Below are 12,905 nucleotides of genomic sequence, written 5' to 3'. Positions count from 1 at the left end.
CCGGCCGGCGCGGGGCCGCCGCCTTCGGGGCGGGCTGGAGGAGCGCGGGCCGCGCGAGGGTCACGGGCGGCCCGCTGCCGGCGGGGCGGATGCGCCGTCCCTCGGCCGGACGCCCAGGATGTGGGCGATGGCGTAGGTCAGCTCCGGCCGGTTCAGCGTGTAGAAATGGAACTCGTCGATGCCGTTGGCCTGGAGCGTGCGCACCTGCTCGGCGGCGACGATGCTGGCCACCATGCGGCGGATCTCCGGGTCGTCCTCGGTGCCCTCGAACAGGGCGCCGAGCCAGGCGGGAACGCTGGTGCCGCACATCGCCGAGAAGCGGGCGGCCTGGGCGTAGTTGGAGACGGGCATGATGCCGGGCACGACCGGCGCGGTGATGCCGGCGGCCAGGCAGCGGTCCAGGAAGCGCAGATAGGTGGCCGTGTCAAAGAAGTACTGGGTCGGCCTTGAACAACCCGTTCAGGCCGCCCGGGCTGTCACTGGATGGCGGCCCGGCTGGGCGATTGCGTGGATGAGGCTGGCGAGGAGAGCGAGTAAAAGTGCCCTGAGGTGGGCGAGGATCTTGCGGATGTTGTGGCCGCAGCCGCAGAGGAGAGCGAAGAGGGCGTCGCCGAGGGTGCCCTTGAGGGCGCAGCGTGCAAGGCGGCCATCGGTCTTCATGTGGCCAATCTCGGGTTCGATGGCGCTGCGTCGCCGGAGGAGCCTGGCCAGCCTTGGTGTCAGGCCACGGCGCGTGCCGCTGATGAGCACCCTGGTGCCTTGTACCCCATGGCCGCGGTAGCCGCGATCGACCACGGCGAGGCTGGGGGATCGCCCGGTCAGGGTTTCGACCTGCTGGAGGGTGTCGGCGAGGGTGTGTCCGTCATAGGGATTGCCGGGCATGGAGCGCATGCCCAGGACGAAGCCACCGGCGAGCGTGGTGGCGATGCTGACCTTGGTGCCAAACTCGTAGCGCACCCGCGCCTTGCCCTTGGAGATGCAGTCCACCTCCGGCTCGTGCAGGGCGTAGATCTTGCCCGCGCTCTTGGGTGTCTGCCGTAGCAGGCGGGTGACGAGCGCGAGGCGCTGCTCGATCTGCATCCGCAGCCGCCCTGCGGGGACGGCGCCGAGCTTGCGGCCGATGTCGCGTAGGACACGCCCCGTGTAGCCCTTCAAGGTGCGCAGCGCCTTGCGCATCCGCCGGAACTGCCGGGCATGGGCGTGCCGCCCCGCTTGCGCGGCCAGACGCGGAGCCTTGCGATTGTAGTTCTGCCGCAACCGAATGCCCGCCCTCTCGGCCAGCGTTACCAGCGAGCGGCGCGCCTTCTCGTAGAGGCGGCTGTCGGTCGGATGGGCGATGGCCTTCTCCATCACGGTGGTGTCCACCGCGATTTCGGCCAGGCTGCGTTCCGACACGGCCCCCGCGGCACGGCCCGCCTCGATCGTCTTGCTCAGCAGCCACTCCACGCCCTCCTCGCCGATGCGGCTTCGCCAGCGGCTGAGAGAAGAGGGGTGAATGGGCAAGCGGTGCTGGAAGAACGTCTCGCCGGTGAAGTGCTGGAAATACGGGTTCTCCACCCAGCGGGCGAGGACGGCCTCGTCGGAGAGGCCGTAGGCGTGCTGCAAGTACATCAGTCCCGCCACCAGCCGCGGATTGGTAGCAGGCCGTCCCTCGGAGGCGGGGAAGAAGCCCGCCCATTCCCGCTCGAACCAGGACCAGTCGATCAGCGCTGCCAGCCGGACCAGTTCGTGCCGCCCATCGATCATGTCGAGCAGTCGAGGACGCAGCAGGTCGTCCTGCTCAGCCGGGCGGGAACGGTGCTTCATGGCTGGCAGAATCGCAGGCTTTGCCGCCCATTCCAATCAAACCTTGCAATTCCAGCACCCCAAATCCCGAGCTTTCCTGCCTCAGATCAACGGGTTGCTGGTTGTTCAAGGCCGACTACTGGGTGATGGCCCGCGTGGCGCCCGCATCCAGCTTGCGCTTGAGGTTGTCGAGGTCGTCCTCCGCGCTGCGCGCCGCCGGGTGGACCTCCGGATAGGCGGCGACCGAGATCTCGAAGTCGGCGATCCGCCGCAGGCCCGCCACGAGGTCGCTGGCATGGCGGTAGCCGCCCGGATGGGGCTCGTATCCAGTGCCGGCGGGCGGGTCGCCCCGCAGCGCCACGATGTGGCGCACCCCCGCCGCCCAGTAGCCGCGCGCCACCTCGTCCACCTCCTCCCGCGTGGCGCCCACGCAGGTCAGGTGGGCGGCGGGCACCAGCGCCGTCTCGCGCGCCAGCCGCGCGACGGTGGCATGGGTGCGGGCATGGGTGCTGCCGCCGGCGCCGTAGGTGACGGAGACGAAGCGCGGCGCGAGCGGCGCCAGCCGCCGGATGCAGGTCCAGAGCTGCTGCTCCAGCGCCTCGGTCCGGGGCGGGAAGAACTCGAAGGAGAGCAGCGGCGGGGGCTGGCCCGCCGCGCGCACCGGCAGGGGGCCGATACGCTCGCCCGAAAGCCAGCGCTGCAAGGTCGGTGCCGGCTTGGCCAGGCTGCCCATGGTGAGAACCCTTTCCCGGTGATGCGGCCAGGGAAGCGCGGCCGCCGGTGGAGGAGCCGCGCCCATGCGCGGCCCCGGCTGTCGTTCAGGCCCGCGCGCGCGCCTGCTTCGCCGCCGCGACCATGTTGGCCAGCGCGGCGCGGGTTTCCGGCCACTTGCGGGTCTTGAGGCCGCAATCGGGGTTCACCCAGATCTGCTCCGGCGCCAGGCGCGCGCGCGCCGCCTCCAGCAGCGCCGCCATCTCGTCCACCGCCGGCACGCGCGGGGAGTGGATGTCATAGACGCCGGGCCCGATCTCGGCCGGGTAGCGGTACTCGGCGAAGGCGCCCAGCAGTTCCATCCTCGAGCGCGCCGTCTCGATGGAGATGACGTCGGCATCCATGTCGCCGATGGCGGCGATGATGTCGTTGAACTCCGAGTAGCACATGTGGGTGTGGATCTGCGTCGCGTCCGCCACGCCGGAGGAGGCGATGCGGAAGCACTCCACCGCCCAGTCCAGGTAGTGCCGCCAGTCGCTCCGGCGCAGCGGCAGGCCCTCGCGCAGCGCCGCCTCGTCGATCTGGATGACTCTCGCGCCCGCCCGCTCCAGGTCCACCACCTCGTCGCGGATGGCCAGCGCGATCTGCCGGCAGGCGTGCTCGCGCGGCACGTCGTCGCGCACGAAGGACCAGTTGAGGATGGTGACAGGCCCCGTCAGCATGCCCTTCATCGGCCGCTCCGTGAGCCCCTGGGCGTATCGCCACCATTCCACCGTCATCGGGCGGGGGCGCGACACGTCGCCGAACAGGATGGGCGGGCGCACGCAGCGGGAGCCGTAGGACTGCACCCAGCCATGCTTCGTGAAGGCGAAGCCGGAGAGCTGCTCGCCGAAATACTGCACCATGTCGTTGCGCTCGAACTCGCCATGCACCAGCACGTCGAGGCCGATCTCCTCCTGCCAGCGCACGGTGCGCGCCGTCTCCTCGCGCAGGAAGGCCTCGTACGCGGCATCCGTCATCGCGCCCTTGCCGTGGGCGGCGCGGGCCTTGCGCACCGCCTCGGTCTGCGGGAAGGAGCCGATGGTGGTGGTGGGGAAGGCGGGAAGCCCGAGCTTCTCCATCTGGACCTTGCGGCGCGCCGCGAAGGGGCTGGCGCGGCGGGCCAGGCCGGTATCCGCGCCGGCCATCCGGGCGGCCACGGCCGCGTCATGGATCTTGGGCGAGGTCCTGCGCGCCCGCGCCGCCGCCGAGGAGGCGGCCAGGGCTTCGGCCACGCTGCCGCGCCCCTCGTTCAGCGCGCGGGCCAGGGTCGCCAGCTCCTCGAGCTTCTGCACGGCGAAGGCGAGCCAGCTCCGCACATCCGCGTCCAGCGCCGTCTCCTGCGCCAGGTCGATCGGCGTGTGCAGCAGCGAGCAGGAGGGGGCGAGGACGATGTCGCGCTCCCTCGCCACGGGCTCCAGGCGGGCGAGGATGGCCTCGAGGTCGGCGCGCCAGACATTGCGCCCATCCACCACCCCGAGCGACAGCACGAGATCCGGCCGGGCGGCGGCCAGCACCGGCCCCAGCTGTTCCGGCGCGCGGACCAGGTCGATGTGCAGCCCGGCCACCGGCAGGCCGAGCGCCGTCTCCAGATTGCCGCTGAGCCCGCCGAAATAGGTGGCCAGCATCAGCCGGATGCCGGGCGCGGCGTCGGCCAGCGTGCCATAGGCGTGGCGCAGCGCGGCGTGCTCCTCCGCCGCCAGGTCGAGCACCAGGCAGGGTTCGTCGACCTGCACCCAGTCGGCGCCGGCGGCGGCCAGCCGCTTCAGCACCTCGGCATAGACGGGCAGGATGGCGCGCAGCAGCGCGTCCCGGTGCAGCCCGCCCGCATGGCCCTTGCCGAGCTTGAGGAAGGTGACGGGGCCGAGCAGCACGGGGCGGGTGTGGATGCCCTGGGCCTTCGCCTCCAGGAACTCGTCCACCACCTTGGTGGAGGAGAGCGCGAAAGCCTGCCCGGCGGAGAACTCGGGCACCAGGTAGTGGTAGTTCGTGTCGAACCACTTGGTCATCTCGGCGGCCGGCACGTCCACCGCCTTGTGGGTGCAGCCATGGCCGCACTCCGCATGCGCCTCGCCCTGGGCGCCGCGCGCCATGGCGAAATAGGTGTCGAGGTCCACCGGCCCGCCGGTCCAGCCATAGATGGCGGGAATGGCGCCGACCATGGCGCTGGTGTCGAGCACGTGGTCGTAGAAGGAGAAGTCGTTGCTTGGCACGTGGTCGACGCCGAGCGCCTTCTGCCGCGCCCAGGCCCCGGCCCGCAGCGCGGCGGCGGCGGCCAGCAGTTCGCCGCGGTCCGACTGGCCGGACCAGTAGCGCTCCAGGGCCAGCTTCAGTTCCCGGCGCGGGCCGATGCGGGGGAAGCCAAGGGATGCGACCGTGACAGACATGAACCTCGCCTTTGCGGTTCTGGCGAGGAGGGGCAGGCGCGAGCCGTCACGCGGCCGCGGCCCGCCGCGAAGCGGGCTCCGGCCATGCGGGAGCTGCGACCTGACCGGGCACCCCGCCGGAGGACGTTATGTGCCGGGGCAGGTCTCCTGGCTCACGGGTCATCGCCTTGGTCCGGCCTTCCCGGCGCCTGGGGCTGAGCCCGGGGCACCAGTGGCGCGTGATGGACCGCGGCTCGCCGCTCACAGTTGCGGGGGCAGCTCCGGCCTGGGCGCCACACCGCGGCGCCGGCACCGGATTCCCTCTTAGCCCCGGCGCGCGATACCGCGCCGGGGAACCTCGACCCCGCCATGTGGCGGAAGTTCCGTGACGAGGTCAAGCCATATAAAGATATCATTATGTTATTTTATGGCGAAAGGCGGCATCGGCCGACCCCGCCCTGTCCTCCTGCTCCCGGGCGGTGCCGGGGTCAGGCAGCAACCCGCTCAGAAGGTGGCTTCGAGCCGGAGGCCGGCCACCAGCGCGTCACGGATCGGGCGGCCGGAGACGCGCTCATCGGGCTCCCGCGCGGCGGGATGGACCAGCCATTGCAGGCCCGGCCGCAGGTGCAGCCGCCCTTCGACGAGGGGAATGTCGTAACTGGCCTCGACCACCCATTCATGGTCGCGCCGCACCCTGTCCTCGTCGCCGAAGGCGGCGATGTCCCGGTCCAGCCCGCGGGCATCCTGTCCAATGCGGGCGAAGGAGGTGCCGAGGCTGAAGGTCTCGCCCGCGCGGCCGAAGGGGCCGGCCCAGGCGATGCCGGCATCCGCCTGGAAGGAGACCAGGTTGCGGTCGGCGGGCTGGGCGAAGACCCGGCCGAAGGCGGCGAGGCTCTGCGCGCCGCTTCTCCACAGCGTCGCCTCGGCGATGCCATAGGCGCCATGGTTGCCGCGATGGCCGCGCGGCTCGCCGCTGGAGGCCGGGTCGGCCAGGGACAGCCCCTCCGCGTCGCGCCGCTGGTCGGCGAAGGCGCCGCGGGCGTGCAGCCACAGGCCGAGCTTCGCCGTCCAGGGGCGCGGCCCCTCCTTCGCCGTGCCGCCGGTGACCGCCTCCAGAATCATGAAGGTGCCGCCATTGAAGCTGAAATTGGTGCCGTGGCGGTTGTGGCGCTGGGGGTCGGTCTCATCGCCGTAGCGGCCGCCCGGATCGCCCGCGAAGACGCCGAGGCGCAGGCCGGTCGCGCCATCCGGGTCGCCGAGCGCCAGGCGGATGCCGGGTGCCGCGAAGGGATAGGCGACGCCGCCGCTGGGCAGGCTGGTGGCCAGCGCCACGGGCCAGCCGAAGGTGCCGTTCCTCAGCAGGCCGGCGGCCTCGGCGGCGGCGAACTCGCTGTCCACCGCGAGCTGGCCGAGGCGGATGGCGGCCACGCCCTCCCAGGACCGCTCGACCCACAGCTCGTTCAGCCGGAAGGTGGAGAGCGCCTCGGCATTGCTCACCGGCGCCAGGCTGCCGACCAGCGTCGGCGTCGGCTGCCGACCATGGATGCCAACCGTGCTGAGGCCAAAGCTCCAGCCCTCCAGCGCGGGCGAGATCGCCTGGCCGAGATCGGCCTCGAGGGCCGCGGAAAGCTGCCCCAGCGCGGCGGCGGAGCGGTGGATGCCGCCTCTCAGATTGGCGAAGCCATCGACCACCAGGCCGGCGCTGACGCAGACGCCCTGGGCGAGGCGGTGCCCCTCGGCGCAGGCGGCGTCGGCGGGGACGCTGCCAGGGGCCTGCGCCAAAGCGGGCGCCGCCGGATGCAGCGCCGCCAGGATGGCCGCCAGGCTGAAGCAGCCCGCGGCGCTGCGGAGATGGATCATCGGATGCAATTCTCCTGTTTCTTCTGCTTCAATGTTTAGCAATTGCTATATGAGGGGCGTGCGAGGGCCCGGCCGGGCGCCGCGGGCTATTCCGCGGCCGCGCGGCGCCTCGCCCGGCGGCTCGCCAGCAGCCCGTGCTCCGGCGCCGCGACCAGCGTGACGGCGAAGACCAGCGACAGCACCACGACGATGGCGCCCGCGGGCGAGATGTTGAGGTGGTAGCTCAGCAGGATGCCGGCGAGGTTGGCGAACACCGCAGCGGCCACGGCGATGAGCTGCATCGGCCCGAAGCGGTTGCACAGCAGGTAGCCGATGCAGCCCGGCGTGATCAGCAGCGCCACCACCAGGATCACGCCCACCGCCTGCACGCCGGCCACGATCGCCGCCGACAGCAGCGCCAGGAACAGGTAGCGCAGCGCCGCGATGTTCAGGCCGATGCCGCGCGCATGGGTGGGGTCGAAGCAGAACAGCGTCAGGTCCCGCCCCTTCACCAGCAGCACCAGCAGCGTCGCGCCGCCCACCGCCAGCGTCTGCCAGAAATCCTCCGGCTCGATGCCGAGGATGTTGCCGAACAGGATGTGGGTGATGTGCGCGTCCGTGCGCAGGAAAGCGAGCATGACAATGCCGGCGGCGAACATGCCGGTGAACACCACGCCGAGCGCCGCGTCCTCCTTCACCCGGCTGTGGCTCTGCACGAAGCCGGCCCCGAGCGCGCAGGCCATGCCGGCGGCGAAGGCGCCGATGGCGATGGGCAGGCCCAGCGCCGAGGCGATCACCACGCCGGGCAGCACCGCGTGCGAAATGGCGTCCCCCAGCAGCGACCATCCCTTCAGCACGATGTAGCAGGAGAGCAGGGCGCAGGCGGCGGCCACCAGCGCGCCGACGCCCATGGCCTCCAGCATGAAGGGATACTGGAAGGGCGCGAGAAAGGACTGCATCATGCCGCGAACCCCGCCGGCCGCGCGGCCTGCCGCCGCGCCCTGCGGGCGGCGAGCAATCCGTGCCGGGGCGCCAGGACCAGCGCCAGGATGAAGATCAGCGCCTGCAGGCAGACGATGACGCCGCCCGTCGAGCCGTCGATGAAGTAGCTGGCATAGGCGCCGGCCAGCGCGGTCGCGGCGCCGAGCGCCGTGGCGCCGGCCAGCATGCGCCCGAAGCGGTCGGTGAGCAGGTAGGCGGTGGCCCCGGGCGCCACCAGCATGGCGATGACCAGCACCGCGCCCACGGCGACCATGGCGGCCACGGCCACGGCGGCGACGCAGCCCAGCAGCAGCATCTGCAGCAGCCCGGTGTTGAGGCCGATGGCGCGCGCATGCGTCGCGTCGAAGGCCCAGAGCATCAGGTCGCGCCCGCGCAGCGCCATGACCGCCAGCACGCCGGCCGCGACGATCAGCATCTGCGTCGTGTCCTCCGGCGCGATGCCCAGCACGTTGCCGAGGATGATGGTCTGCAGCCGGATGTTGCTCGGAAAGAGGGTGAGCAGCACCAGGCCGGCGCCGAAGAAGGCGGTGAAGACGATGCCGATGGCGGCATCCTCGCGGATGCGGCTGTTGCGACGGATGAAGCCCATCACCCATGCCGCCAGCATGCCCGAGGCGAAGGCGCCAAGCGCGAAGGGCAGGCCGAGGATCCAGGCCAGCGCGACACCCGGCACCACCGCATGCGCCAGCGCGTCGCCCAGCAGCGACCAGCCCTTCAGCGCCACGAAGCCGGACAGCAGCCCGCACACCGCGCCGATGACGGCGCTGACCAGCATGGCGTTGCGCATGTACTCGTATTCGAAGGGCACCAGCAGCATCTCGGTCATGGCCGCGCCGCCACGCCGGCATCCAGCCGGCCCAGGATGGCGCCCTGCGCGTCCACCACCAGCGTCGCGCCATCCGGCCCCGCGACCAGGGTGGCCGCGCCCGCGCCGCCCGCCTGCCGCCGCGCCGGGGCGCCAAAGGCGCGGGCGAGCTGCCGGGGGGTGAACACCTCCGCCGTGGGCCCCGCCGCCAGCACCGTTTCCTTGACCAGCGCCACCTGGTCGCAGAAGCCCGGTACGCTGGCGAGGTCGTGGGTGGAGACGAGGATGATGCGCCCTTCCGCCCGCAGCTCGCGCAGCAGCGCGGTGATCTGCTCCTGCGTCGTCACGTCCACGCCGCCGAAGGGCTCGTCGAGCAGGATGACGCGGCCATCCTGCGCCAGGGCGCGGGCGAGGAAGACGCGCTTCTTCTGGCCGCCCGAGAGCTGGCCGATCTGCCGGTCGCGGAACTCCCACATGCCGACGCGCTTCAGCCCCTGCTCGACGGCGGCGCGGTCGGCGGCGCGGGGGATGCGGAGCATGCTCATGTAGCCGTAGCGGCCCATCATGACGACGTCGCGCACGCTGACGGGAAAGGCCCAGTCCACGTCCTCGTTCTGCGGCACATAGGCGACCCAGTTCAGCTTCTGCGCCTCGGCCACGGGGCGGCCGCCGAGCCGCACCTCGCCGCTCGCCGGCTTCACCATGCCCATGATGGCCTTGAACAGGGTGGACTTGCCCGCGCCGTTGACGCCGAGCAGGCCGCAGATGGTCGGCCCCTCCAGCGCCAGCGAAGCGTCCCGCAGGGCGACATGGCCGTTGGGATAGGCCACCGTCACGTCGCGCACGCGCAGTTCCGGGCAGGGCGGCGGGGCGGCGGGCCGCTCCGCCGGAGACTGGCCGTGAGGTCCGCCGCCCGGCCCGGGGGTGGGGCACCGGCCGAGCGCGGGCGGGAGGCGCTCAGCGGCTCCAGGGGAGGCCGGGCGGCGGCTCATGGCCTCAGCGCCCCGCCTGGCCCTGAGCCTGGCCCTGGACGGGCTTGGCCTGGAAGGCGCGCACGATGGCGTTGGCGTTGTATTCCAGCAGCTTCACATAGGTCGGCGCATCGCCGCCCTCATCGGTCAGGCTGTCCGCGTACAGCTCGCCCGCGAAGCGGGAATTGCCCTCGCGCGCCACCTGCCGCATGGCCCGGTCGCTCACGGTGCTCTCGCAGAACAGCGCGGGGATGCGGTTCTTGCGGACGGTGTCCACCACCTTGCGGATCTGCTGCGGCGTGCCTTCCTCCTCGGCGTTGATCGGCCAGAGATACAGCTCCTTCATGCCGTAGTTCTGGGTCAGGTAGGAGAAGGCGCCCTCGCAGCTCACCAGCCAGCGGCGCTCGGCCGGGATGCGCGAGAGCTGCTCGCGGATCGGCGCATCGAGCGCCTTGATCTGCTCGGCGTAGCGCGCGGCATTGGCGTTGTAGACCGCCTCGTTGCGCGGATCGGCGGCGACCAGCGCCTTGCGGATGTTCTCCACATAGATCACCGCATTGGCGGGCGACATCCAGCTATGCGGGTTGGGCCGGCCGGAATAGGGCCCCTCGGTGATGTTGACGGGCGTGATGCCCTCGGTGAGCACGGCGGAGGGCACGTCCTTCACCCGCTGGAAGAAGCGCTCGAACCAGCGCTCCAGCCCCATGCCGTTCCACAGCACCAGGTCGGCCGCCTGCGCCTTCACCACGTCGAGCGGCGTCGGCTCGTAGTCGTGGATCTCGGCGCCGGGGCGGGTGATGGATTCCACGATGGCCGCCTCGCCGGCCACGTTCTGCGCCATGTCCTGCAGGATGGTGAAGGTGGTCACCACGCGGATGGGCTTGCCGCCGGCATCCTGCGCCGAGGCGCCGGGGGCGGCGCCGAACAGCAGCGCCATGCCGAGCACGGCGGCGCCGGCCAGGCGCCGGGTCGTTCGGATATGCATCACACTCTCTCCTGTTGCCGAATCGCTAACTTGAAGCTTCATGGTGATAGTATAGCTTATGCTATACACAAGAGGGAAAACCGTCCATGCAGCCATGGCCCGCGTCGCCACGCGACGACCAGGAGAACGGGCCGGCGGCGCAGGGTCGCGTCTCCGCCGTGCTCGAGGGCTATCTGGTCACGATCGCGCGGCTGATCGGCGAGGAGGGGGAAGCGCGGCCCACCGCCATCGCCGCCCGGCTGGGGGTCTCGCATGTCACCGCGATCCGGAGCATCGCGCGGCTCAAGGCGCTCGGCCTCGCGCACTCCAAGCCCTATCGCAGCGTGTTCCTCACCGTGGAGGGGGCCGAGCTCGCCGCGGCGATATGCACCCGGCGCGGCATGGTGGCCGCCATGCTGGTGGCGATGGGCGTGCCGCCGCCCACCGCCGGGCGCGACGCCGCCCGCATGGCGCATGGCATCAGCGAGGAGAGCATGGGCCGGGTCGCCGCCTTCCTGCGGCGGCACCGGGCAAGGCCGCCGCGCGGCGCGGACCTTGCGTGATCAACGGGAGGGCCGTGTGGCCCGGGCGGAGGCCTGGCTAGGACGGACGCCTTGCCGCGAGCCTGCGGAAGACCTCGAGCGTCTCGGCGCTCACATGGTGCTCGATGCCCTCGGCGTCGATGCGCGCGGTCTCGGCGCTGACGCCGATGGAGCGGAGAAAGGCCTCGACGATCTCGTGCCGCTCCCGGCTGGCCTGGGCGATGCGCGTGCCGGTCTCGGTCAGGAAGATGCCGCGATAGGGCCGGCGCTCCACCAGCCCCTCCTCCGCCAGACGCGACAGCATCTTGGCGACCGTCGGCTGCGCCACGCCGAGGCGCGCGGCGATGTCGACCTGGCGCGCCTCGTTGCCGTCCTCGATCAGGTCGGCGATCAGCTCGAGATAGTCCTCGACCAGCGCGGAGCGGCGCGCCTCCCTGGTCTGCCGGAAGCCTTCCGAGTGAGCCTGGGCCTCCGGCAATGCCTGGCCACGGCGCCGCTTCACCAATCCCGTCCGCTCCTCTTTCGGTTCCGGCAGGATAGCAGAGCGGCGGCGGGCCAGCCACGCCCCGCAGCCCTCGCGGCGGGTGCCGTCAGCTCCTCTCCCCGCGCCCCTTTGGCAGCCGCGCGAACCATTCCGCATAGGGCGTGTTGCGCGCCAGGCGCCGGTTGAGGTCGGGCGCGCCGTCATCCCACCAGACCGGGCCGCGCTCGCCCAGCGCGTGCTTCGCGGCATCGACCCGCGCCCGCGCCGCCTCGCGCGCCGCGGCGTCGCCCCGGCGCATCGCCGCACCCTTGTCGCGGCGCGCCGCCATCAGCTCCCGCATCAGGCGGGCGCGGCACGCCTCATCGAGGGCGGGGTTGGCGCGGCGCCACAGCCGCCCGCGCACCACCAGGTAGCGGCCATCGGGCGTCACGGGATGGCCGCCGGACAGCGAGGGTTCGCCGGCGTCATCCTCCCGCTCCCGGGGAGCGGACCCCTCCCCTTCCACCCCAGCGGCGCCCTGGCGCGGAGGCGGGGGCGCCGGGCTCGCGGGCGCAGGCTTCGGGCGGGGGGGCGAGTTGGGCGGCATGGCACGGAACATGGGGATGCCGGCCGCCACCCGGAAGCGCCGCCCACCCGCGCGGGCCATTGGCGGAGAGGGGCGAGCGGGCCCATGCTGTGGGCCGAGGGGCGGGCATGGCGCGCCCGCCCTCCCCTTCCCCGCCGCGCGCGGCGCGCCGGTCCTGCGGGGGAGGCCTGTTTCACGCGGGCGCATGGCCTGCTGGGAGGCGGCATGGAGGTCGAGGCTCATCCTTTCGTCGCGCGCATCGAGGGGCGGCTGGAGCGGCTGGAGCTCGCCGCCGGCGAGGCCCTGCGCGCCGCCGGCCTGGCCCCGGACCTGCTGGAGCGCATCCGCCAGGGCAAGGCCCGCCCGCCACGGGGGCAGTCGCTGGTGCGGCTCGCCGAGGCGCTGTCCACCTCGGTCGCCTATCTCGTGGGCCTCGACCCGGATGCGCAGCCGCCCCAGGAGCTTCTCGAGGAGGAGCAGGCCAGCCTCGGCCTGCTCGCCGCCGACGAGGATGCGCTGCTCCGCGCCTATCGGCGCCTGGACATCCCCGGCCGCGCCGCCGCGCTGCATGTCATGCGGGCCATGGCCGGCCCCGAGCCCGCGCCGCCGGAAAAATCCCCTGTCAGGCCTCCGAAACGCCGCCAGCCGGGTTGAGGAGGCGGGGCCGGACCGCCGAAGGAGCGTGCGGCCCCGCCGCCCCCGCGGGATGGGCGGCAGGAAAGCAGCGATGGCCCGCCTGTGAAGCCGAGCCGGGGGGCGAGGACGCCTCCGGTTCCCGGCAACAGGACAGTATTTAGGAATATATTGACAATCCCCCGCCTTGTCTTTGGTC

The 12,905-nt window shown here is 72.2% G+C and carries 11 protein-coding genes, 2 pseudogenes and 1 riboswitch; of the genes and pseudogenes, 2 read left to right on the top strand and 11 right to left on the bottom strand.

The genetic code is table 11. The features are described 5' to 3' along the window. Positions 1-60: 60 nt before the first annotated feature. The 9 genes and pseudogenes from CR162_RS20890 to CR162_RS20850 form a co-directional block, all read right to left on the bottom strand. Positions 61-441: pseudogene (locus tag CR162_RS20890) on the bottom strand (methylenetetrahydrofolate reductase); the annotation flags it as partial. 18 nt (positions 442-459) lie between these two features. After that, positions 460-1,806, bottom strand: a complete 1,347-nt coding sequence (locus CR162_RS20885; RefSeq protein ID WP_099097427.1) for an IS5 family transposase — start codon at positions 1,804-1,806, stop codon at positions 460-462. A 118-nt stretch (positions 1,807-1,924) separates the two neighbouring features. After that, positions 1,925-2,518, bottom strand: a pseudogene (locus CR162_RS20880) (methylenetetrahydrofolate reductase); the annotation flags it as partial. 85 nt (positions 2,519-2,603) lie between these two features. Then, a complete protein-coding gene (gene metE / locus CR162_RS20875) occupies positions 2,604-4,922 on the bottom strand; it encodes a 5-methyltetrahydropteroyltriglutamate--homocysteine S-methyltransferase (RefSeq protein WP_099097425.1) in 2,319 nt (772 codons plus the stop codon). Between the two features lie 120 nt (positions 4,923-5,042). Continuing rightward, positions 5,043-5,277: riboswitch (cobalamin riboswitch) on the bottom strand. A gap of 128 nt (positions 5,278-5,405) precedes the next feature. Then, the gene (locus CR162_RS20870) at positions 5,406-6,761 is read right to left on the bottom strand and encodes a carbohydrate porin (protein ID WP_099097424.1); all 1,356 of its coding nucleotides are present in this window, start codon (positions 6,759-6,761) and stop codon (positions 5,406-5,408) included. Between the two features lie 86 nt (positions 6,762-6,847). Continuing rightward, complete coding sequence (locus CR162_RS20865; RefSeq protein ID WP_099097423.1) at positions 6,848-7,702, bottom strand: metal ABC transporter permease; 855 nt, start codon at positions 7,700-7,702, stop codon at positions 6,848-6,850. After that, positions 7,699-8,568, bottom strand: a complete 870-nt coding sequence (locus tag CR162_RS20860; RefSeq protein ID WP_099097422.1) for a metal ABC transporter permease — start codon at positions 8,566-8,568, stop codon at positions 7,699-7,701. The genes CR162_RS20865 and CR162_RS20860 overlap by 4 nt, the downstream gene beginning before the upstream one ends. Further along, positions 8,565-9,392: a metal ABC transporter ATP-binding protein gene (locus CR162_RS20855; RefSeq protein WP_281255023.1), complete on the bottom strand. Its 828-nt coding sequence runs from the start codon at positions 9,390-9,392 to the stop codon at positions 8,565-8,567. The genes CR162_RS20860 and CR162_RS20855 overlap by 4 nt, the downstream gene beginning before the upstream one ends. A gap of 151 nt (positions 9,393-9,543) precedes the next feature. Beyond that, a complete protein-coding gene (locus CR162_RS20850) occupies positions 9,544-10,503 on the bottom strand; it encodes a metal ABC transporter substrate-binding protein (protein ID WP_099097420.1) in 960 nt (319 codons plus the stop codon). A gap of 86 nt (positions 10,504-10,589) precedes the next feature. Between CR162_RS20850 and CR162_RS20845 the strand changes: the two genes are divergently transcribed. Beyond that, entirely contained in the window at positions 10,590-11,045 is a 456-nt protein-coding gene (locus CR162_RS20845) for an iron dependent repressor, metal binding and dimerization domain protein (RefSeq protein ID WP_099097419.1), read from the top strand. Between the two features lie 37 nt (positions 11,046-11,082). Here the strand turns inward: CR162_RS20845 and mntR are convergent, their stop codons facing one another. Beyond that, positions 11,083-11,526, bottom strand: coding sequence for a manganese-binding transcriptional regulator MntR (gene mntR / locus CR162_RS20840; RefSeq protein ID WP_245870516.1), 444 nt, complete (start codon positions 11,524-11,526; stop codon positions 11,083-11,085). A gap of 88 nt (positions 11,527-11,614) precedes the next feature. Further along, a complete protein-coding gene (locus CR162_RS20835; RefSeq protein WP_099097429.1) occupies positions 11,615-11,938 on the bottom strand; it encodes a hypothetical protein in 324 nt (107 codons plus the stop codon). A 360-nt stretch (positions 11,939-12,298) separates the two neighbouring features. Between CR162_RS20835 and CR162_RS20830 the strand changes: the two genes are divergently transcribed. After that, positions 12,299-12,727 (top strand): hypothetical protein, encoded by a 429-nt coding sequence (locus tag CR162_RS20830; protein WP_099097417.1) that lies wholly within the window; start codon positions 12,299-12,301, stop codon positions 12,725-12,727. Positions 12,728-12,905 lie beyond the last annotated feature (178 nt).

The organism is Teichococcus rhizosphaerae, from assembly GCF_002631185.1.
Lineage (GTDB): Bacteria > Pseudomonadota > Alphaproteobacteria > Acetobacterales > Acetobacteraceae > Pseudoroseomonas > Pseudoroseomonas rhizosphaerae.
The sequence above is the reverse complement of the archived record's forward strand: the minus strand, read 5'-3'. Positions and strand labels throughout refer to the sequence as shown.

What these genes read in the sequence shown, in the direction of transcription:
- metE (WP_099097425.1), bottom strand. Translation starts at nt 4,922, where the DNA reads ATGTCTGTCACGGTCGCATCCCTTGGCTTCCCCCGCATCGGCCCGCGC.
- CR162_RS20845 (WP_099097419.1), top strand. Translation starts at nt 10,590, where the DNA reads ATGCAGCCATGGCCCGCGTCGCCACGCGACGACCAGGAGAACGGGCCG.
- CR162_RS20885 (WP_099097427.1), bottom strand. Translation starts at nt 1,806, where the DNA reads ATGAAGCACCGTTCCCGCCCGGCTGAGCAGGACGACCTGCTGCGTCCT.
- CR162_RS20860 (WP_099097422.1), bottom strand. Translation starts at nt 8,568, where the DNA reads ATGACCGAGATGCTGCTGGTGCCCTTCGAATACGAGTACATGCGCAAC.
- CR162_RS20830 (WP_099097417.1), top strand. Translation starts at nt 12,299, where the DNA reads ATGGAGGTCGAGGCTCATCCTTTCGTCGCGCGCATCGAGGGGCGGCTG.
- CR162_RS20870 (WP_099097424.1), bottom strand. Translation starts at nt 6,761, where the DNA reads ATGATCCATCTCCGCAGCGCCGCGGGCTGCTTCAGCCTGGCGGCCATC.
- CR162_RS20865 (WP_099097423.1), bottom strand. Translation starts at nt 7,702, where the DNA reads ATGATGCAGTCCTTTCTCGCGCCCTTCCAGTATCCCTTCATGCTGGAG.
- CR162_RS20850 (WP_099097420.1), bottom strand. Translation starts at nt 10,503, where the DNA reads ATGCATATCCGAACGACCCGGCGCCTGGCCGGCGCCGCCGTGCTCGGC.